The organism is Roseovarius azorensis, assembly GCF_900109455.1.
In the GTDB taxonomy this organism is placed as follows: domain Bacteria; phylum Pseudomonadota; class Alphaproteobacteria; order Rhodobacterales; family Rhodobacteraceae; genus Roseovarius; species Roseovarius azorensis.
In genome coordinates this window covers 75679-96380 of sequence record NZ_FOAG01000004.1, presented here as the reverse complement: position 1 = coordinate 96380, position 20702 = coordinate 75679, and the positions used below count along the sequence as shown (strand labels likewise).

Annotated in this window: 19 protein-coding genes; 14 read left to right on the top strand and 5 right to left on the bottom strand. The window is 64.5% G+C overall.

The window, feature by feature from the left end; translation table 11 throughout:
- Positions 1–32: 32 nt before the first annotated feature.
- The 5 genes from BSG08_RS07615 to BSG08_RS07595 all read left to right on the top strand — a co-directional run bounded on the left by BSG08_RS07615 (position 33) and on the right by BSG08_RS07595 (position 5238).
- Positions 33–692 carry a TetR/AcrR family transcriptional regulator gene (locus BSG08_RS07615; protein ID WP_093034590.1) on the top strand — a complete coding sequence of 220 codons (660 nt, stop codon included), beginning with the start codon at positions 33–35 and terminating at the stop codon, positions 690–692.
- A gap of 42 nt (positions 693–734) precedes the next feature.
- Complete coding sequence (locus BSG08_RS07610) at positions 735–2834, top strand: oxidoreductase (RefSeq protein WP_093034587.1); 2100 nt, start codon at positions 735–737, stop codon at positions 2832–2834.
- Positions 2831–3316, top strand: coding sequence for a hypothetical protein (locus tag BSG08_RS07605; protein WP_093034584.1), 486 nt, complete (start codon positions 2831–2833; stop codon positions 3314–3316). The genes BSG08_RS07610 and BSG08_RS07605 overlap by 4 nt, the downstream gene beginning before the upstream one ends.
- A complete protein-coding gene (locus BSG08_RS07600) occupies positions 3313–3576 on the top strand; it encodes a hypothetical protein (RefSeq protein WP_093034581.1) in 264 nt (87 codons plus the stop codon). Before BSG08_RS07605 ends, BSG08_RS07600 begins: the two co-directional genes overlap by 4 nt.
- 105 nt (positions 3577–3681) lie before the next feature.
- A complete protein-coding gene (locus tag BSG08_RS07595) occupies positions 3682–5238 on the top strand; it encodes a trimethylamine methyltransferase family protein (protein ID WP_093034578.1) in 1557 nt (518 codons plus the stop codon).
- Positions 5239–5709: 471 nt separating this feature from the next.
- Here the strand turns inward: BSG08_RS07595 and BSG08_RS07590 are convergent, their stop codons facing one another.
- The 4 genes from BSG08_RS07590 to BSG08_RS07575 are packed head-to-tail and all read right to left on the bottom strand — an operon-like array spanning position 5710 to position 10176.
- The gene (locus BSG08_RS07590) at positions 5710–7050 is read right to left on the bottom strand and encodes an NAD(P)/FAD-dependent oxidoreductase (protein WP_093034575.1); all 1341 of its coding nucleotides are present in this window, start codon (positions 7048–7050) and stop codon (positions 5710–5712) included.
- Positions 7047–8543, bottom strand: a complete 1497-nt coding sequence (locus BSG08_RS07585; protein WP_093034572.1) for an aldehyde dehydrogenase — start codon at positions 8541–8543, stop codon at positions 7047–7049. The genes BSG08_RS07590 and BSG08_RS07585 overlap by 4 nt, the downstream gene beginning before the upstream one ends.
- 2 nt (positions 8544–8545) lie before the next feature.
- On the bottom strand, positions 8546–9463 hold the full coding sequence (locus BSG08_RS07580; protein WP_093034569.1) for a dihydrodipicolinate synthase family protein: 918 nt from the start codon (positions 9461–9463) through the stop codon (positions 8546–8548).
- An 8-nt stretch (positions 9464–9471) separates the two neighbouring features.
- Positions 9472–10176, bottom strand: coding sequence for a GntR family transcriptional regulator (locus BSG08_RS07575; RefSeq protein WP_093034566.1), 705 nt, complete (start codon positions 10174–10176; stop codon positions 9472–9474).
- Positions 10177–10306: 130 nt separating this feature from the next.
- On the opposite strand from BSG08_RS07575, the gene BSG08_RS07570 reads away from it, so the two are divergent.
- The 5 genes from BSG08_RS07570 (at position 10307) to BSG08_RS07550 (ending at position 14808) form a co-directional block, all read left to right on the top strand.
- Complete coding sequence (locus tag BSG08_RS07570) at positions 10307–11257, top strand: GlxA family transcriptional regulator (RefSeq protein WP_093034563.1); 951 nt, start codon at positions 10307–10309, stop codon at positions 11255–11257.
- A 97-nt stretch (positions 11258–11354) separates the two neighbouring features.
- On the top strand, positions 11355–12137 hold the full coding sequence (gene modA, locus BSG08_RS07565; protein WP_093035154.1) for a molybdate ABC transporter substrate-binding protein: 783 nt from the start codon (positions 11355–11357) through the stop codon (positions 12135–12137).
- Between the two features lie 9 nt (positions 12138–12146).
- Positions 12147–12839: a molybdate ABC transporter permease subunit gene (modB, locus tag BSG08_RS07560; protein ID WP_093035151.1), complete on the top strand. Its 693-nt coding sequence runs from the start codon at positions 12147–12149 to the stop codon at positions 12837–12839.
- Positions 12839–13948 (top strand): molybdenum ABC transporter ATP-binding protein, encoded by a 1110-nt coding sequence (gene modC, locus BSG08_RS07555; RefSeq protein WP_093034560.1) that lies wholly within the window; start codon positions 12839–12841, stop codon positions 13946–13948. Before modB ends, modC begins: the two co-directional genes overlap by 1 nt.
- Positions 13945–14808, top strand: a complete 864-nt coding sequence (locus tag BSG08_RS07550) for a sulfite exporter TauE/SafE family protein (protein WP_093034558.1) — start codon at positions 13945–13947, stop codon at positions 14806–14808. The genes modC and BSG08_RS07550 overlap by 4 nt, the downstream gene beginning before the upstream one ends.
- Here BSG08_RS07550 and BSG08_RS07545 read toward each other — a convergent pair.
- Positions 14796–16430: a GMC family oxidoreductase gene (locus tag BSG08_RS07545; RefSeq protein WP_093034555.1), complete on the bottom strand. Its 1635-nt coding sequence runs from the start codon at positions 16428–16430 to the stop codon at positions 14796–14798. The genes BSG08_RS07550 and BSG08_RS07545 overlap by 13 nt on opposite strands.
- Before the next feature lie 116 nt (positions 16431–16546).
- Here BSG08_RS07545 and BSG08_RS07540 point away from each other — a divergent pair, with 116 nt between their 5' ends.
- From BSG08_RS07540 to BSG08_RS07525, 4 genes are all read left to right on the top strand, one after another.
- A complete protein-coding gene (locus BSG08_RS07540; protein WP_093034552.1) occupies positions 16547–17782 on the top strand; it encodes a TRAP transporter substrate-binding protein in 1236 nt (411 codons plus the stop codon).
- A gap of 98 nt (positions 17783–17880) precedes the next feature.
- A complete protein-coding gene (locus BSG08_RS07535) occupies positions 17881–18549 on the top strand; it encodes a TRAP transporter small permease (RefSeq protein ID WP_093034549.1) in 669 nt (222 codons plus the stop codon).
- 1 nt (position 18550) lies between these two features.
- Positions 18551–19909, top strand: a complete 1359-nt coding sequence (locus tag BSG08_RS07530; RefSeq protein WP_093034546.1) for a TRAP transporter large permease — start codon at positions 18551–18553, stop codon at positions 19907–19909.
- A 13-nt stretch (positions 19910–19922) separates the two neighbouring features.
- Positions 19923–20702 (top strand): IclR family transcriptional regulator, encoded by a 780-nt coding sequence (locus tag BSG08_RS07525; RefSeq protein WP_093034542.1) that lies wholly within the window; start codon positions 19923–19925, stop codon positions 20700–20702.

The window sequence follows — 20702 nt, the reverse complement described above, 5'->3', positions numbered from 1 at the left end:
GCGTTCGGTGCGGATGTGACGCTGAATTCAGTATGAACGAGACGGTAACGAGACCAGAACCCGAATCCGGGAAATCCCGCCGCACGGAATCCAGAGAAGTCCGGCGCGGGCAATTGATCGCGGCCACGATCGATTCAATCGCCAGATACGGGATTGGCGGAACCACCATGTCGACGGTGACCGAAGCTGCCGGTCTGTCGATCGGGTTGGTGAATTTCCATTTCAAGAGCAAGCAGAACCTGCTGGAGGAAACGCTGACCTTTCTGGCGCGCGAGCATCACGAGCAATGGCGTCGCGCCTATGAGGATGCCGGGCTGAGTGCGCCGGAAAAGCTGTTGGCAATCGTCGCGTCGCATTTCCATCCTAGGATTTGCACGCGCAGAAAGCTGGCGGTCTGGTATGCGTTTTTCGGAGAGGGCAAGCGGCGCGCCGTCTACCGGGCGCTGGTGGATGACCTCGACCGTGAGCGGTATGACCTCTCGACCCAGCTCTGCGCCGAGATCGAGGAAGAGGGCGGATATGGCGGGCTGCCGCCGCATGTGATCGCGCGCACGCTGGAGGCGCTTTATGACGGGATATGGCTGAACATCCTGATCTATCCCGACCGGTACAAGCGCGATCAGGCCCACAGGCAGGTGCGTGCCTATCTGGCGTCGGTCTATCCAAGGCATTTCGAAATGCCGGGCGTCTGACATGGCGTCGGGGGGGAGTGGTTTGCAACGGAGCAGTACAGAATGAGCAGAGATCCCCGTCATGACATCCTGTTCGAGCCGGTCCGGATCGGGCCGGTGACCGCGCCCAACCGGTTCTATCAGGTGCCGCATTGCACCGGCATGGGGTGGCTCAGGCCCCGCACGCTGGCCGCGATGCGCGGGGTCAAGGCCGAGGGCGGCTGGGGTGTGGTCTGCACCGAATACACCTCGATCCACCCGTCGTCCGATGATCTGCCGCATCCCTCGGCCTCGCTCTGGGATGACAGCGATGTGCGCGCGCATGCCCTGATGACCGATGCGGTGCATGAGCATGGGGCGCTGGCCGGGGTGGAACTGTGGTACGGGGGCGCGCGCACCGCCAACATGATGACCCGCCTGCCGTCGATGGATGTGCAGTCGGCGCCCAATCTGGCGGGGCATCCCTATCAGACCCGCGCCATGGACAAGGCCGATATCCGCACCTTTCGCCACTGGCACCGGCGCGCGGCGCTGCGCGCGCGCGAGGCCGGATTCGACATCGTCTATGTCTATGCGACGCATGGGTATCTGGTCTCGAACTTCCTCAATCCGCGGATCAACACACGGGGTGACGAATACGGCGGAAGTCTGGAAAACCGGGTGCGGCTGGTGCGGGAACTGATCGAAGAGACGAAGGAGGCGGTGGGCGACCGCTGCGCCGTCGCGGTGCGGTTCTCGGCGGATGAGGTGGCGGGCGAGGACGGCACGCCGATCTGGGGCGAGCGCCGCGAGATGTTTGCGATGCTGGCCGATCTGCCCGATCTGTGGGACATCAACATCGCGGATTATTCGCTGGAAATGGGTGTCTCGCGCTTTGTAAAAGAGGCGGCGCTGGAGCCTTACATGGCATGGGTGAAATCGGTAACCTCAAAGCCGGTGGTCACGGTGGGCCGCTTTACCTCGCCCGACACGATGGTCGGTCAGATCAGGCGCGGGATCACCGATTTCATCGGCGCGGCACGGCCCTCGATCGCCGATCCGTTCCTGCCGAGGAAGATCGAGGAGGGGCGTCTTTCGGCGATCCGCGAATGTATCGGCTGCAATATCTGCTATTCCGGCGACAGCCTGGGTGTGCCGATCCGCTGCACGCAGAATCCGACGATGGGCGAGGAATGGCGGCGTGGCTGGCACCCCGAAGTTATCCCCGCCAGGACCAGCGAGGCCCGCGTGCTGATCGTGGGGGCGGGTCCGGCGGGGCTGGAGGCGGCGCGGGCGCTGGGTGCGCGCGGCTATGAGGTGATGCTGGCCGAGGCGACGCGGGATCTGGGTGGGCGTGTGACGCGCGAGGCGGCGCTGCCGGGGATGCGCGAATATATCCGCGTGCGCGATTACCGCGAGCAGCAGCTCATCGACATGCCCAATGTCGGGATCTTCCGTGAGAGCCGCCTGACTGTGCAGGACGTGCAGGACGTGGGTGCTGATCATGTGGCGATCGCCACGGGCGCGCGCTGGCGTCCCGAGCGGTTCGACGAACAGGTTTATCTGCCCATCGCCACCGGCGAGGCGGTGGCGCGGGTGCTGACGCCGGATGACATCATGGAGGGCCGTCTGCCTGAGGGGCCGACGCTGGTGTTCGATGGCGACGGCTATTACATGGGCGGCGTGATCGCCGAGCGCCTGCGGGCCGAGGGGCTGGAGGTAACGCTCTGCACGCCTGACGACAGCGTGTCGCGCTGGACAGTCAATACCGCCGAGCGCTGGCGGGTGCGCAACCACCTGATGCGGTTGGGTGTCGGCATCGAAACCGCGCAGAGTCTTGCCGGGTTTGACGGGCGCGAGGCGCGGCTGGAATGTGTTTACAGCGGCAGGGAAAAGATCATCCCCGCTGTGAATGTCGTCATGGTGACCGCGCGCAGGCCCGAGGATGCGCTTTATCAGGCGCTGCTGGCAGAGGCGGGGGCGGACGGGCTGCCCTTTACGCTGGCCCGTATCGGTGATTGCGAGGCTCCGGCGATCATTGCTGCCGCGGTGCATGCGGGCCATCGCTATGCGCGGGAACTGGATGCGGTGTTGGATATCGACCTGCCCCTGCGGCATGACAGGATTGATGTGGGCGCGGAGGCGACCGCGCCAGGACTCTGGACAAGGGGGGCAGCAGAATGAGCCGTGCCGATCAGGACTATCTCGAAAAGCTCTTGCTCTATTACGAAGAGGAGATCGAGGGCGAGGCGTATTTTCAGGAATTGGCGCGTATGTTCGATGCGCCCGCGCACAAGAGCCGTCTTGCTCTTCTGGCGGAGGTCGAGCGGCATGCGGCAGCGGCGGTCGCGCCGCTGATCGAGAAATATGGCCTGAGGCCCCGCAGCACCGCAGAACTGACCCGCTCGGGACAGGCGCAGGCGCGGCGGGGTCCGACGGAATGGCCGGGATTGATGGCGGAAATGAACAGGACCTATCCCGGTTATCTCGCCGCCTTTCAGCGGCTCGAGGCCATGGGTCCGACAGAGGACCGACCGCGCCTTGCGTTTCTGACCGGGCACGAAGTGGCGGCGATGGAATTCCTGAGCCTTGAGGGGCAGGGGGAGCCGGGCAGCGAGGCGCCGCTGCGGGGCTATCTTGCCGCGACGCCGGCATCGGCGGGATGATCCGCCTGCTTGTCCTTGGCGTTTGTCTGGGGCTGTCCGGGTCGCTGCTGGCGGGTGAACCTGCGCCGGGCACCGCCGCCGAATGCGATACCTGTCAGGCGCGGCATCGGGGTCTGCAGTCGCTGCAGGCGGCGCGCAATGCGCGGAGCGATACGGAGTGCCGGCAAGAGGCCGGGACCGGGCAGGATTGTGCCGGGGTTACGGAGGATCGCGACGAACCGCCGCCAGCAGAGGCCCCGGAGACGCCACCGTCGGACTGAGTATTCAGCAAGCGCCGCCGTGTCGCTTTCTGCAACAGGGTTTCGCAAATCTGCAGGTAATCCGCGCGCGGATCGCCGACGATCCTGTGCAGAAGGAGAACGCCGATGATCACTGACACTGCACCCTCCCGCGCCCGTGCTGGCGGACGCTCCGCAAGGCGGGCCATTCGTACCGCGCCCAAGTTTGACATGCTGCCCGGACTGACCCGCGCCCTGCCGGTCTGTGAGGTCATGGACGGGGCGCAGGTCGAGCGCATCGACGCGGCCTCGATGGATATTCTGGAAAATGTCGGCGTTCAGTTCCGAGACCCCATCGCACTTGAGGACTGGAAACGCGCAGGCGCCAGGGTTGCCGGCGAGATGGTCTATCTCGATCGTGGCCTTGTGCGCGAGTTGATCGCGACGATACCCGAGACCTTTACCTATCATGCGCGCGACCCGCAAAAGAACGTGCGGCTGGGCGGGCGGCACTCGGTCTTTGTGCCGATGACCGGCGCGCCATATCTGCGTGATCTGGATGATATGCGCCGCAATCCGACACTTGCCGATCTGGAGATGTTCCACAAGCTGAGCCACATGATGCCAGCCTTGCATTCCTCGGCGCATCACATCGTGGAGCCCTATGATCACCCGATCAGCCAGCGGCATCTGCGCATCACCTATTCCTCGATGAAGCATTCCGACAAGATGTTCATGGGCATGACCACCAGCCCGAAGAACGCCGAGGACGTGATGGAGATGTGCGCGATCCTCTTTGGCGCGGATTTCCTGGAGGAACATCCTGTCACCACCGGCAACTGCAACGGCAATTCGCCGCTGGTCTGGGACGAGACGATGCTGGGCGCGATGCGGGCGTTCTGCCGTCGCAACCAGCCGGTGCTGTGCTCGCCGTTTGTGCTGGGCGGGGCCAATACGCCCGCCTCGGTGCCCGCCACCGTGGCGCAGCTCAACGCCGAGGCGTTGAGCGCGCTGGCCTATACCCAGGTGATACGCCGCGGCTGCCCGGCGATCTACGGCCATTACCTCTCGACCGTGTCGATGAAATCCGGCGCGCCGATGGCGGGCACGCCGGAGATTTCGCTCATGAATTTCATGATCGGTCAGATGGCGCGGTTTTACTGCGTGCCGTGGCGGACATCGAACACGCTGGGCGGGGCCAAGACATTCGACGCGCAGGCGGGTTATGAGAGTGCGACGACGCTGTCGGCGGTGATCCATGCCGGGGCGAATTACATCTGGCATTCGGCGGGCTGGAATGAGGCGGGAATGCACTGTTCAGTCGCCAAGTTCGTGGTGGATGCCGAGCAATGCGCGATGGCGCATCGCATGGCTTCCGGCCCGCAATGGGATGATTTCGATGAGGCGCTCGCGGCGATCCCCGATGTCGGGCCGGGCGGGCATTACCTGGGTCATCCGCATACGCAGGAGAATTTCCAGACCGCGTTTTTCATGCCCGAGCTTTTCGACAACAATTCGATCGAGCAATGGGTGGCCGATGGATCCAGAGAGATCACCGAACGCGCGCTGATCCATGCGCGCAGATTGCTTGATGCCTATGAAGAGTCCAGGTTGGATCCGGGCGTGAACGAGGCGCTGCTGGATTATATCGCCCGGCGCGAGCGCGAGATTCCGGCGGCGGATGCGCTGAATCAGGAGTACTGAACCTCCCGGCCCGATGCGGTGCTGCTGGTTTTGCTCGGGGTAAATACCCCGGAGGGTCGGGGGCGCGGTCTTCGGACTCATGACATGTCATATTTGACATGTCATGGAAGGCGGGTAGCAAGGAGCGGGGCAAGAGGTCCGGGTAGCATGCCCTGGGCATTTTCGAGCCCCAGAGGGGGCAGGCAGGACTCGGGCGGCGGGTTTGTGGCGCCGCGGCTCCTGCCGGGAATGGCGGGGTTGTGACCGCTCCCGGATGACATGTCATGGCAGGCAGGTGACAAGGAGCGGGGCCGGAAGGTCCGGACAAGAGTTGTTGACCGTCTGGAGGCCGAGAGGGCCTGGGCAGGACACAAACGGCGAACGTCCGACGCCCCGGCCCCTTGCCGGGAGAAGCAGGGGTTTGGCGGCAATCTGCGGGGGGCTCCCCGTTGCAAGGTCATGCGTGGCCCAGCCCCTTCGCCTGACGTGACGCTATTCGTCGCGCGCGCGCCATTCCCTGTATCGCAGCACGGCGTTGGCCCCGATTTCTCGAAAGGGTTGCGGCGGCAGGCGCTTGGGGGTGTCCTGTGCGGTGAAATAGCGGGTGATGGCGCTGGTCGTGCCCGCTGCCAGTTCCGCCGCGCCGATGCCGGTCAGCGTGCCCCTTGCGGTGCCAAGGCCGTTCTGCACGCAGCCTGCGTAAAGCCCCTGTTCGATCTCTCGCATCACCGAGACGCCGTTGAGGCTAAGGCACAAATGCCCGGCCCATGTATATTCCATCCGCATGCCCGCAAGTTGCGGAAATCGCCGATCAAACTTGCGCTGCATGACGCGGGCGGCGCGGGCAAGATCCGCGTCGGTCGCGCGCATGCCGGGGCGCAGGGCGGCGCAGGTGCGGGTGACGATCCGGTTGCCGCCCTGCGGTCCGTCGATCCGGCGCATGGTGGTGCCCATCGGATCGGAGGGGGTGATGCCCCAGCGATTCCGGCCACCGAGGCGGGCGAGCGCGTCGGCGTCGAGATCCGGCGTCATGGTGGCGAAGAGGAATATCTGCATCAGCCGCCCGCGTGCGATTCCGAAGCTTTCCAGATGGCCGTTGACGGTGAGGATCACCTTGTCCGCGCCGAGTCGCCCCTGTGGTGTGGTGATCCGCCAGCCGTCGCCCTGCCGGTCAAGGCCCGTGACCGGGCTTTGCTCGTGGATCGTAACGCCCGCGCGCGTCAGCCCCGCCGCCAGCCCCCGGACATAGCCTGCGGGTTGCAGCATCACCGTGCCGGGGGTGTAGAGACCAGAGCGGTAATGCGGACTGCCGGTCAGGTCGCGCATCGCCTGCGCGTCGAGCATTTCCGAGGTCTCGCCAAGGTCCGCGAGGTGGCGCGCGTAGTTTTCGTTATGGGCGTGGGCGGTTTCGCTGGCAGCGCCGTTGATCTTGCCCGCGAGGTCGAAGAAGGCGGGAGAAATGCCATATTCCTCGACCGCCGCGCGGCCAAAGGCCTGCGCCGTGCGGTTCAGGGCGATCGTTGCGCGATCATCCCCGTTGCCAGCGTAATCCTGGCTGGTCAGTTCATGCGGCAGGTCGATCATGAAACCCGAGTTGCGCCCCGCCGCCCCTTCGGCGACGCGGCCTGCGTCGAGCACCGCGATGCGCGCGCCCGGCATGAGTTGCGTCAGCCTGCGCGCCGCCGACAGCCCGGCAAAGCCCGCACCGACCACCGCCACATCGGCGGTGGCATCCCCCTCCAGCCGCCGGGGGGCATCCTGCGGCGGCAGGATCGCGTTCCAGGCGGCGGGACCCAGATGGGCGGGCAGGGTGCGGGCGGTATAGCGCGTCAATCCACGGCCTCGTCCGCATCGTCGGCCAGATCTAACCAGATGGTTTTCAACTGTGTATACTGGTCATGCGCGTGCAGACCGTTGTCGCGCCCGCCAAAGCCGGATTGCTTGTGCCCTCCAAAGGGCGTGGTAATGTCGCCCTCGCCAAAGCTGTTCACGGTCACGGTGCCCGCCCGTAGCATCCGCGCGCCGCGGATGGCGCGTTTGGCATTGGCGGTGAAGAGGGCTGCGCAGAGGCCGTAGTCGGTGTCATTGGCGGTGGCAATGGCCTCGTCGAAACTGCCGACTTCGATCACGCTCAGGACCGGGCCAAAGATTTCCTCGCGCGCCAGCGGGTGATCGTTGTCGGGCAGGGCAACAATGGTCGGCTCGACAAAGCCGTTTTCGGCCTTGCCGCCCAGCAGGATATTGTCGGCCTGATCGAGATAGCCGCAGACCTTGGTATAATGCCCCTCGCTGACCAGTGCCCCCACGCGGGTTTCGGGGGCGAGCGGATCGCCCACCACCCATTCGCGGGCATGGGCGGTGATGCGGGCCATCAGATCGTCCCTGACCGCGCGATGCACGATGAGGCGTGAGGTGGCGGAACAGTTTTCGCCCATGTTCCAGAAGGCGCCGTTGACGATATGGGCGGCCACGCGGTCGAGGTTTTCGGCGTCGTCCATGACGATTGCGGGGTTCTTGCCGCCCATTTCCAGCACGACCTCCTTGGCGTTGCTGTCCGCCGCGTAGCGCAGGAACCGCTTGCCGGTCTCGGTCGAGCCGGTAAAGCTGATCATGTCCACATCCATGTGTCGCCCCAGCGGTTCGCCCACATCCGGCCCGCTGCCGGGCAGGACGGCCAGCACGCCGCGCGGCAGCCCCGCCTCGTGCGCCAGTTCGGCGATGCGCAGCGCGGTCAGGGATGTCTCTTCGGCGGGTTTGAGCACCACGGAGCAGCCAGCCGCCAGGGCCGGGCCGAGTTTCCACGCAAGCATCAGCAGGGGAAAGTTCCACGGCAGCACGAGGCCCACCACGCCGATCGGTTCGCGCAGGATCATCGCGATATGATCGTCGGAGGCGGGGGAGACCTGATCGTAGATCTTGTCGGCCGTTTCGGCGTGCCATTTGAGACAGTTGATCGCTTCGGGCACATCGACGGTTTCGCAGTCATAGATGGTCTTGCCCGAATCGAGGCTCTCCATAACCGCCAGTTCGCGCGCGTTGCGGGTCATCAGTTTGGTCAGGCGGATCAGCACCGCCTTGCGTTCCGAGGGGTGCATGCGTGACCAGCGGCCATCGTCGAAGGCCTCGCGCGCCTTGAGGACGGCGAAGTCCACATCCTCGGCAGAGCAGGCGGCAATCTGCGCCAGTGTCTCGCCGGTGGCGGGGTTGAGCGTCGGGAACGTCTTGCCCGAGATCGCCGGGCGATAGCCGCCGTCGATGAAGGCCCCGGTGGGAAAGTTGAGCGTGGCGGCGATGGCCGCATATTCCGCGCGTGTCAGCAAAGCCATGATCAGCCCTCCGCCGTGATGGTTGCAATGGTGGTTTTCAGAACGCGCACCACCTGTTCGAGGGCGCGTTTGTCGTCCTTGTTGAGACCCTTGAGCGGCGCGCGCACTTCGCCTGCGTCGATGCCGGTCATGGTGACGCCGTGTTTGATGGTCTGGATGAACTTGCCACCCTGTTCGAATACGCGCATCAGTGGCAGCATGGCCGACATGATCCGCCGTCCCCTGGCGAAGTCACCGTCGCGGACGCAGGCGTTGTAGAGCGCGAGATGTTCATGCGGCAGGAAGTTGGAGCCGCCGCAGACCCAGAAAGGCGCGCCCCATGCGAAGAATTCGAGGGCCTGGTCGTCCATGCCGCAACCCATCTGGATATGCGGATAGTCGCGGGCCAGAAGGTGAACACGGTTGATGTCCCCCGAGCTTTCCTTGATGCCGCAGAAATTGCGGCTACGGCCCACGCGGTCGAGAAATTCCTCGCCCATCATCGTGCCGGTGCGACCGGGGTAGTTGTAGAGCATCACCGGCAGGTTCGCGGCGCGGTCGATGGTCAGTGCATTGAGCGCGTTCTCGCGGTCTGTGGGCACCGAATAGGGCGGGCTGGCCAGAAGGATGGCATCGGCACCCATGTCGCGGGCAGCCTCGGCCAGGGCGACGGAATCGCCGGTCAGCATTGCGCCGGTGCCCACGACCAGCGGCACGCGCCCCTTGATCCGCTCGTGGGTGAAGCGGGCGAGGTCGACGCGCTCCTGCATCGTCTGGGCATAGTTCTCGCCGGTGGAGCCGCCGGTAATGATGCCATGCACCCCCACCGCGATCAGGTGTTCGATCACGTCCGAGAGCGCATCATGGTTCACCGATCCGTCGGGATGATAGGGGGTGATGACGGGGGTATAGATCCCGTCGAAGCGGAATATGGGCGTCATTGCGGACCTCATGCGGGGTTGGGGCGGGCGAGGGCGCCCATCGGCACGTCGAGCGCCGAGGGCATCACGAACCGTTCGATCTGGTGGCGGGAGAGGTTCCAGTGATCCTCGGCCAGTTGGGCCGCCGCCGCCTCGTCGCGCGCTGCGATGGCGTCGATGATGGCGTCATGCTGGCGGCTGGCCTCGGACACGCTCTGGGTCATGGCGGGGGTTTCGGGGCGGTAGAAGGTCATGGAAATCCGGGCATGGTCGATGAGCAGGCGGTGGAACGAGGGCAGCAGGTAGATATTACCCGCCATCTCGCCGGTGATTTCGTGAAAGCGGTTGTTGGCCAGCGTCCGCTCGATAGTCGAGCCGGTGCGCAGCGCCGCACGAAATGCCTCTTGCGCGGCGCGCAGCGCGGCGGTCTGCAACTCGGTGGCGTTGCGTGCGGCCAGCCGCAGGATCGCGCCATAGATCATCGGCGCCGCCAGAAAGAAATCGCGCAGCGTGGTGTGCGACAGATCCGTGACTCGGGGTCCGCGATTGTCGCGCAGGTCGATATAGCCCAACCCCGCGAGTTCGCGGAACACCTCGCGCACCGGGGTGCGCGAGAGGCCGAATTCGGCGCAGAGCGCAACCTCGTCCAGATCGTCGCCGGGGCGCAGCGCAGTGGTGAGGATGGCGCGTCTGAGATGAGCGGTGAGGGCGGATTTGCGGTCGCGTGCGGCCATGGCGCTGCCTCCTTTTCGAGTCGGTGTCCTGAGACTGATATAAAATACAAAAAGAATACACAATAAATTTTTCTTGTGTGCGAAGAAAATTCATTGCATGGATGTGCATCATTTTCGATGGATATCCGCGATGATCAAAACGCAGCACTTCGCCTTTATTCTGGTCGAGGAATTTTCGCATCTGGCCTTCGCCTGCGCGGTCGAGCCGCTGCGCATCGCCAATCTGATCAGCGAGGAGCCCCTCTATCGCTGGTCGTTCCTGTCTGAGAACGGAGCAACCGCGACCTGCTCGAACGGGTCCGTGACGCTGGTGCATCACGGGTTCGACGATCCGCCAGAATGTGACCGGTTGTTTGTCCTGTCGGGCATCCACATGCGGCGGCATGTGACAAGACCCCTGCAAGCCCTGCTGCGGCGCGAGCTGCGCCATGGCACGCCGATCGGCGCGTTATGTTCCGGGGCCTGGATTCTGGCGGAAATCGGACTTCTGGACGGGATGAAGGCGGCGATTCACTGGGAATACCATGACGGGTTCATGGAGGAGTTTCCGGAGGTGAACCTTGTCCGCAATGTCTTTGTCGCGGATGAAAGGCATGTCACGGCCTCGGGCGGGACGGCGACGGCGGATCTGATGCTGCATCTGATCGAGCGCGACCATGGCTATGACCTGTCGGTCGCCGTGGCCGATCAGATGGTCTACAGTTCCGTGCGAGAGGCAACTGCCGCGCAGCGTGTCTCGCTTCAGTCGCGCAACGGAGTGCGCAACATCCATCTGACCAGAGCCATCCAGATGATGCGCGACAAGATCGAGACACCGCCCAGCCCCTCGACGATTGCCGCGCATATCGGGATTTCGGCGCGCCAGCTTGAGCGGCTCTTTGGCAAGTTTCTCAATACCTCGCCGAAGAAATACCTCATGGATCTGCGTCTGGAGCGGGCGCGGCATCTGCTGGTTCAGACCGAAGCCTCGGTGATCGAGATCGCTCTGGCCTGCGGTTTTGAAAGCGCGGGACATTTCTCGCGCGTCTACCGCGCCGCCTATGGTGTCGCGCCGATGCAGCAGCGCAGTCGCCTGAGCTGATCGGCCGGGATATGTCCAATGGAAAATATCGCTTGATCAATCCTGTGCGGGTTGCGATATGTTTCCAAGGCCATATCTGGCGCCGGGAGACAGTGCGATGCGGACCATCAGATCCATCCGTCAGGCGTTGGGGGCCGCGTTTTGCGCGCTTGCGATGTTCGCGCCGGTCAGGGCCAGTGCCGAGGAGATCACCGTTTTTGCCGCCGCCAGCCTGGCCACCGCCCTGAGCGACATCGCGGCGCAGTTCGAGGCGGCGACTGATCACCGGCTCAGCCTGTCGTTTGCCGGATCGTCCGCGCTGGCCCGCCAGATTCAGCAGGGCGCTCCTGCGGATATTCTTGTGTCGGCCAGCCCGGACTGGATGGATGTGCTGGAGCAGGACGGCCTGATCGAAAGCGGAACACGGGTCGATCTGCTGGGCAATTCAATCGTGCTTATCGCCCACGGGGCGGGCGCAGAACCGATCAGGATCGGGCCGGGCACCGATCTGACGGGTCTTCTGGGCGGGGGCAGGCTGGCCATGGCGCTGGTCGATGCGGTTCCCGCAGGTATCTATGGCAAGGCCGCGCTGGAAAACCTCGGGCTATGGACTTCGGTCAGCGGACAGGTGGCGCAGACCGACAACGTGCGCGCGGCGCTGGCGCTGGTGGCCATTGGCGAGGCACCGTATGGCATCGTCTATGCAACCGACGCGGTTGCCGAGGACCGTGTCACGGTGGTTGCGACCTTTCCGGCCGAGAGCTATCCGCCTGTCATCTATCCGCTGGCGGATCTGGCGAATCGTGATGTGCCGGCGGAAGCGGAATTCGTCGATTTCCTGCGCGGCCCGCAGGCGCGTGCGACGTTCGAGCGCCAGGGCTTTGTGGTTCTGGCGGAGTAGGGCGGCATGATGGATTGGCTTGGTCCCGAGGAATGGCGCGCGGTCGCGCTCTCTTTCAGGGTTTCGCTGTGGGCGACGCTGGTCAGCCTGCCGCTTGGCGTGCTGACCGCCTATGCGCTGGCGCGCTGGTCCTTTCCGGGTAAGCAGGTGCTGAACGGTCTCGTGCATATGCCGCTGATCCTGCCGCCGGTGGTCACCGGCTATCTGTTGCTGCTGACCTTTGGCACGCGCGGGCCGGTGGGCAGTTTTCTTGCCGATTTCGGCATTGTGTTCGCGTTCCGCTGGACCGGCGCGGCGCTGGCGGCGGGGGTGATGGCCTTTCCGCTGATGGTGCGGGCGATCCGGCTGTCGCTGGAGGCGGTCGATCCGAAGCTGGAACAGGCCGGCGCCACGCTTGGCGCCTCGCCGGTATGGGTGTTCGTTAGCGTCACCCTGCCGATGACGCTACCGGGTATCCTGGCCGGGGCGATCCTGGCCTTTGCCAAGGCGATGGGCGAGTTCGGCGCCACGATCACATTCGTGTCGAACATTCCCGGCCAGACGCGCACCGTGCCCTCGGCGATCTATGCGTTTCTGCAGGTGCCGGGGGGGGAGGATTCCGCCATGCGGCTGGTTCTGGTTTCTGTCGTTGTGGCGATGGGCGCGCTGATCATGTCCGAACTGGTCGCCCGGCGTGTGGCCGCCCGCGTGGGGGGCAGGTGATGCTGGAAATCGCGCTGCGCCATGCGTTCGAGGGGTTCATGCTGGAGGCGGAGTTCAGGGCGCCGCCGGGTATCACCGTGCTCTTTGGCCGTTCCGGTTCGGGCAAAACGACGATCGCGAATGCGGTTGCGGGGCTGCTGACTCCGGACCGGGGCCGGATCGCGGCGGGGGATTGGGTGTTGCTGGATACCGTGCAGGGGATCGGCTTGCCGCCGCACCGTCGCAGGTTGGGCTATATCTTTCAGGAGGGGCGGCTGTTCCCGCATCTCTCGGTGCGGCAGAACCTGCGCTACGGGGCGTGGTTCGCGCCGAAGGGCACGCCGCGCGAGGACATGGGGCGGGTGGTCGAGATGCTGGGGCTTGGTACTCTGCTCGACCGTCGCCCCGGCGCGCTGTCGGGGGGGGAAAAGCAGCGCGTCGCCATCGGGCGGGCGCTGCTGTCCGCGCCGCGCCTCATTCTCGCAGATGAGCCGCTGGCGTCGCTGGACGAGGCGCGCAAGGCCGAGATCCTGCCCTATTTCGAGCGGTTGCGCGACGAGATCGACATTCCCGTCCTTTATGTCAGCCATTCCGCGTCAGAGGTTGCGCGTCTGGCGACCACCGTTGTTGCGCTGGATGCCGGGCGCGTGACGGCGCAGGGATCGGCCGCGGCGGTGCTGGGTGACCCGGAGGTCACGCCGCTGGGCGCGCGTGAGGCGGGGGCGCTTCTGGCGGCGCGGGTGGTGGCGCATCATTCCGACGGGCTGACCGAGCTGGACGCAGGCGGGCATCCGTTGTTTCTGCCGCGTCTGGGTCGCCCGGTGGGGGCATTGGTGCGGGTGCGGATCGCCGCGCATGACGTGATCCTGTCGCGTGTGGCGCCGGCTGGCCTGTCGGCGCTCAACATTCTGCCGGGAACCGTGCATTCGGTGCGTCTGGGGGCGGGGCCGGGGGTCATGGTGGCGCTGGACACGGCGGCGGGCCGCGTTCTGGCGCGGGTGACGCGGCGCGCCGCGACCAGGCTGGAGCTGGTGCCCGGTGCGAGCGCGCATGCGGTCGTCAAATCCGTGTCCATCGCGCAGGCCGATGTTGGTATCGGCGGCGATCAGCCGGGCGAGATGCTGGTATGACGCCGCTGAGGCATCGCCTGTATTCGTTTTCCATTGGGGCCGTGGTCGGCGTACTGGGCGGTCTGATCGGGCTGGGCGGGGCCGAGTTTCGCCTGCCTGCGCTGGTGGGTATCCTGCGTTTCACGGCGCGCGAGGCTGTGGCGATCAACCTGATGTCGTCTTTCGTGGTGCTGGCCGCGGCACTGCCGTTCCGGGCTGGCACGGTGCCGCTGGGCGAGGTGGCTGCGCATTGGCCCGTCGTGCTGGGGATGCTGGCGGGATCGCTCACCGCTGCGTGGATCGGTGCGGGGGTGTTGTCGCGGCTTGGCGACCGGATGCTGGGTCTGGCGATCCTGGTGCTGCTGGTCGCGCTCGGCGTGGTGCTGATCGCCGAGAGCCTGCTGGTGGTAGCGCCTCTCACGCTGTTGCCCGAGTCGGTGCCGATCGCCGTGGCAGCGGCTGTTGTTGCAGGGATCGTGATCGGTGCTGTCTCGTCGCTTCTGGGGGTGGCGGGCGGAGAGCTGATCATCCCGGTTCTCGTGCTGGTCTTTGGCGTTGAGGTAAAGCTGGCGGGATCCATCGCGATGCTGGTGGGATTGCCGACGATTGCCATCGGGCTGATGCGGCATTTTGGTCCCGGCATGGTGTTGCGGCGGCGCGCGGTGTGGCGTGGCACTCTGTTACCGCTGGTCGCGGGGTCAGTGCCGGGGGCGATCCTGGGGGCGCTGGCCCTTGGTCTCGTGTCTGGCACGGTGCTCAAACTGGGGCTGGGCCTGCTGCTGATCTGGTCGGCCTGGGCGGTGTTTCGCCACTTGCCGGGAGAGAGGGCAGAGGCAGCGCAGAAGCCTGCGCCGCGCCGCGATCCGGGTCAGGGCGTCTGAGGTGCGCGTGTGGAGGTTTTGCGGTCTTCGAGGATCATGTCGGAGGCCTTTTCGCCGATCATGATCGCGGGGGCGTTGGTATTGCCCGAGACGATCTCGGGCATGATCGAGCAATCGGCCACGCGCAGTCCGGTGATGCCGTGGACGCGCAGGCGCGCATCGACCACGGCATCACCGCCGGACCCCATCCGGCAGGTGCCGGTCGGGTGGTAGATCGTCGTGGAATTGTTGCGCGCCCAGTCGAGCGTGCCTTCGTAATCGTCGAGGTCGAGCGCGCTGTCCGGCCGGAATTCCTGGGCTATCTTGTGTTTCAGGGGTTCGCATCGCGCGATTCGGCGGGCGATCCGTATTCCCTCGACGATTGTCCGGCAGTCGGTTTCGGTCGAGAGGTAATTGGGGTGGATTTTCGGATAGGCGGCGCTGTCTGCCGAGGCGAGGCGGATCGTGCCGCGGCTTTCGGGGCGCAGCTGGCAGACCGACATGGTAAAGGCGGAGAACGGATGCACCCCCTCGCCGGGGCTGTCGGCGGACCAGGGCTGAACGTGGAACTGGATGTCGGGGGTTTCGACATGCGGGCCAGTGCGCATGAAGCCGGTGGCGAGGCTGGCGGCCATCGCCATCGGACCGGCGCGAAAGAGGGCGTATTTCAGCGCGATGCGCGCCTGTCCCGCGAGGCTGCGCACCTCGTCGTTCAGGGTCGGCTCGACGCATTTGAACACCAGCCGAGCCTGTAGATGGTCCTGCATGTTGCGACCCACGCCGGGCAGGTCGCGGCGGACCTCTATTCCGTGTTCCTGAAGATGCGCGGCCTCGCCGATGCCTGACAGCATCAGCAGTTGCGGCGACCCGATTGCGCCCGAAGACAGGATTACCTCTGCCCCGGCCCGAGCCACATGTTCGCGTCCCGCGCGATCGCGGTAGGCGATCCCGGTGGCGCGGTGACCGTCGAAGAGGACGCGGCTGGCCTGTGCATGGGTGACGATGGTCAGGTTTTCCCGCCCCCACGCGGGTTTGAGAAAGGCCACTGCGGCAGAGCAGCGGCGCCCGTTGCGTGTGGTCAACTGGAAATATCCCACCCCTTCCTGCCGCGCGCCGTTGTAATCGGGGTTGAAGGGATAGCCCGCCTCTTGCGCTGCCGCGACCCAGGCATCGCAGATGGGGCGCTGAAGGCGCATGTTGGATACCCAGAGCGTTCCCTGATCCCCGTGATAGTCATCCGCGCCGCGTTCCTGGCGCTCGGAGCGTTTGAAGAGCGGCAGCACATCGTCCCAGCCCCAGCCCGGATTGCCCATCTGTGCCCAGCGGTCGTAATCCTGCGGCTGGCCGCGCACGTAAAGCAACCCGTTGAGCGAGGAGGAGCCGCCCAGTACCTTGCCGCGCGGCCAGTCGAGCGCCCGCCCGTTCAGGCCCGGATCGGGTTCGGTGCGATAGCACCAGTCCACGGACGGATTGTGCATCGTCTTGAAATAACCCACCGGGATATGAATCCACGGGTTCCAGTCACGCCCGCCCGCCTCGAGCAGCACGACGCTGATCCGGGGGTCGGCAGAGAGGCGATTCGCCAGAACGCAGCCTGCAGAGCCCGCCCCGACGATCACGTAATCCGCTGAAATCTCCGACATTTCTGACTGACCTTTTCAGTTTTTCGGGGGCAGAAAGTTTTTTCTTGCCAGAATGAGCATAATTCGATCAATATTGAGACCACAAGTATCAAAATTTAAAAATATGGGAGGAAGCCATGAAAGTATCAAAAGCCCTCAGCGGAATTTCCCGCCGGGATCTGTTCCGTCTGTCAGGTCAGTTCGGCCTGTCATCCGTGGTGCTGGGCGCCGGGGCACTGACCGGGACGGTCACGCTGTCGTCGCTGGCGCGAGCCGCCGAGAGCACCTATGACAAGCGTTTTGCCAAGGAAGCCAAGCACACGCTGAAACTGGGCGCGTCGGGTTTCAACGCGCGTAACCTGTTGATCGAGCGCGCCGGCGTTCTGGAATTCGCCCGCGACCTGGAGGAGCGGACCGAGGGTGAGATCAGGGTGGAATTCATCGGTGACAATCAGATCTGCGGTCAGCTCAACTGTGTGGAAAAGACTCAGTTGGGCGTGGTCGATATGTATGCGGCCTCAACCCAGAACTCGGCCGGCGGCGCGCCTTATCTCAACGTGCTGGATTATGCCTATATGTTCCCCAGTAGGGCGGCGCAGTATCATTTCCTCTACAGCCCCGCCTCGCAGCGTATCCTGCGTGACCCGCTGGAAAAGCGGCACGGGCTGAAGTTCCTGTTCAGCCATTGCGAATTGCGCGGTCTTCAGATGGGACAGTCCTTTGCGGGCAAGCCCACGGTGACCAAGCTGGAAGAGTTGTTCGGCACCAAGAACCGGGTGACCGGCACGCAACTGGGCCGGATCGCCATGCAACTGCTGAACCTCAACCCGGTGCCGGTCGCATGGGAAGAGACACTTGACGGCCTCAAGCAGGGTCTCATTGACGGGGCGGAAACATGGGCTTCGGCCGTGGCCTATGCAAACATGTCGCCAGTGGTCAGCCAGTCGGTTGATCTGAAGTTCTTCTGCGGTACCGAGCACACCTCGATGTCGGCCAAGGTGTTCGACGCGATGGAGCCGCATCTGCAGGATGCGATCATGGAATCGGCCTATCTGGCGCAGGTCCATGTGCAGGCCGCGAACGAGGCGGCGCTGATCAAGACCGTGGGCTTCTCCGATCCGCAACTGCCCGGCACGATCTTTGCCGAGAACAACGTGCGCCCGGCGTTTCTGCCTGACGATCAGGTGAAAATGGCAGAGGAGATGTGTTCGCCCGAGTTCAACCCCGAGCCCTGGGCGCAATGGCGTGAGCGGCTTAATGGCTGGGCAGACGGCATCGACACCTATCAGGAAATCTATGACGTGGCGCGCGAGATCCCGGTGGATATGCTGCCCGAGAATGTCGAGCCGCGCCGCTGGTGGCGTTCGGCCTGAGCGGATAACGTGAGAGCGGGCCGCCCTGCGGCGGCGGCCCGCTCTGCACCGACGCGCGCGGCGTGTCAGAAGACGGCAACCCAGAGGGAGGAATGGGCATGACTGGCTGGTTTCAGGGCATGGGAGAGATCCTGAGCGCCCTATCTGCAGGCGATTCCTGGATGCTGAGCGAGGCATTGCGCCAGCCTGCGGTCTGGCCGCTGGGGCTGATCGCGATGCTGGTCACGGCGGTTGCGATACTTGTTGTCTACCGTGTCAGCCCCTGGGCCGAGCGCAGTCTGGAGTCGACGCTCATGGTGGTCTCATACCTGGCGATCGGCGGCATCATCTTTGTCGAGGTGTTCCGCCGGTTCGTGCTGTCGCAGCAGGTGCCGTGGTCCACCACCCTGCCGCCGTTCCTGTTTCTCATCATGACGTGGTTTGGGTGCAGCTATAACGTCAAGCTGCGCACGCATCTGGCCTTTGCCGAGTTTCGCACCGCCATGCCGCGCGCGGGGCAGATGGCCTGTCTGATGCTGGATGCGGTACTCTGGGTCGGGTTTTCGTGGGTTGTGGTGGTGACCTCGCTGCGGGTGGTCGCGAATTCCGCCTCGAATTTTCAGATCATGCTGGGCACTGACCATGTGATGCAGTGGTGGTTCATGATCTCGGTGCCGCTGGCCTTTACCACGCTGGTCGCGCGGGTGCTGGAGAACGCGCTGACCGATATCGGCAATTTCCGGTCGGGCGATACGCTTGTAACGCAGGCCGTGATCGGGGGCGAATGAGATGGGCGATTCCACGATCATCACGCTGATCTCGATCGGCGTTACCTTTCTCTTCATGCTGGGCGTGCCGGTGTTTCTGGTCATCGGCTACTGGATTATTGGCGTATCCTTTCTGATCGGCATGCCGCTGGACAACATCGGGGCAGCGCTGATGCATGTATTCACCAACGGTTTCGCGCTGCTGGCGATGCCGCTCTTCATCCTGACCGGCGATCTTATCAACCGCTCTGGCATCGCCCGGCGGCTGAGCGATTTCGCCTATGCCTGTCTGGGCTGGATCCGGGGCGGGCTGGCGATGGCCTCGCTCGGGGCGTGCGGGCTGTTTGCAGCGATTTCCGGCTCAAACTCGGCCACCACGGCGACCATCGGCTCGATGTTGCATCCCGAGATGGTCAAGGGCGGCTATGACGAGCGATTCTCGGCGGCCACCGCCGCGGCGGGCGGCACGGTGGGGATCATCATCCCGCCGTCGATCATCTTTATCGTCTACGGGTTCCTGCTGAATCTGCCGATCTCGGATCTGTTCGTGGCCGGGATCATTCCGGGCATGATGATGGTGGGCGCAATGATGATCGCCTGCTTTCTGATCTGCTGGCGCAACGGCTGGGGTTTTCTCATCGCGCTGAGCCCGTTGCGGGTGATCAAGACCGCGATCGGGGCGTGGCTGGGATTTTTCGCCATCGGTCTCGTGCTGTGGGGTATCTACACGGGCAAGTTTTCACCGACCGAGGCGGCGGGCGTCACGGTGGGATTTTGCGTGATCGTGGGCTTTCTCAGCCTGCCGCTCCATCGGTTGATGGGCGGGGCCAAGGGGCGCGACGTGTCGGAAAAGCGGATCTCGGAAATGCTGGTGGTCGAAGGGTTCAGTCCGCTGGAACTGCCGTCGATCACCATGCGTTCGGCGCAGATCACGGGCATTCTGGCACCGCTTATCGCTGTCTCTGTCGTGATGCAGCAGATGCTGTCCGCGCTTGGCGCACAGGAGGTGATCGGTGGTTTCGTGACCTCGATGGGCGGCTATCACGCGGTTCTGTTCACCTCGATGGCGATTGTCTTTGTCTGCGGCATGGTTCTGGAAAGCCTGCCGGTGACGATCATCCTTGCGCCGATCCTGGCGCCGATCGCGCATTCGGTTGGGATAGAGCCGGTGCAGTTCGCGGTGATCTTTCTTGTCGGGGCCTCGATCGGATTCATCACGCCGCCCTATGGGCTGAACCTCTATGTGGCCTCGGGTGTGACGGGCGTTCCCTATTTCCGGCTTTTGCGCTACACGGTCCCCTATCTTGTGGCTCTGATCGCGGTCTGGGTGATCGTCGCGCTGGTTCCCGGCCTGTCGACGGCGCTGCTGCCGCAACGCTAGGAATGAATTACGGATGGACGGCGACGGCTCGGCAACGATACCAACCAACCTGCGTTTGCTCATGGTGATTGAACATATCGCAAGGGTAGGTGTCCCGGTGACGCCGACGGATGTGAATGCAGAGCTTGGCCTGCCCAAGCCGACCATCCACCGTCTCTTCGCCACGCTGGAAGAAGAGGGGTTCCTGCAGCGCGACATGGACGGGCGGACCTATTCACCCGGACCGCGCCTGCGCACTCTGGCGGGTGGCATCCTGTCGTCGCTGCGGATCAGGACCGCCCGACAGGCGATCCTGCAACGTGTCAGCCGCGAGATTGGCGAGACCTGCAACATCGCGCTGCCGGACCGGGATGCCATGATCTATCTTGAACGGGTGGAGACCCAATGGCCGCTGCGTATCCAGTTGCCGATCGGCACGCGCGTGCCGTTCTATTGCACGGCCAGCGGCAAGATGTATCTCAGTTCTCTGGCGCGCGCGCATCTTTTGAAATATCTCTCGGCCGCCGAACTTGTGGTGCGCACGCCCAATACGCTGACCGACCGTGACGCGCTGCTCGAGGAAATCCGCGAGATCCGTCGCCAGGGCTATGCGCTGGACCGCGAGGAATTCATGGCAGACATGATAGCGCTGGCGGTGCCGATCCTCGACGCCAACCGGAGGTTGATGGCCACGCTTGCGTTTCATGCGCCGACGCAGCGGTTCGATGTCGAAAAAGCGCTTGGCTTTCTTGCCGCGATGCGCAAGGCGGCGGAGGATCTGTCGCGGCTCGTCGCTGAGGGCGACGACCGGTAG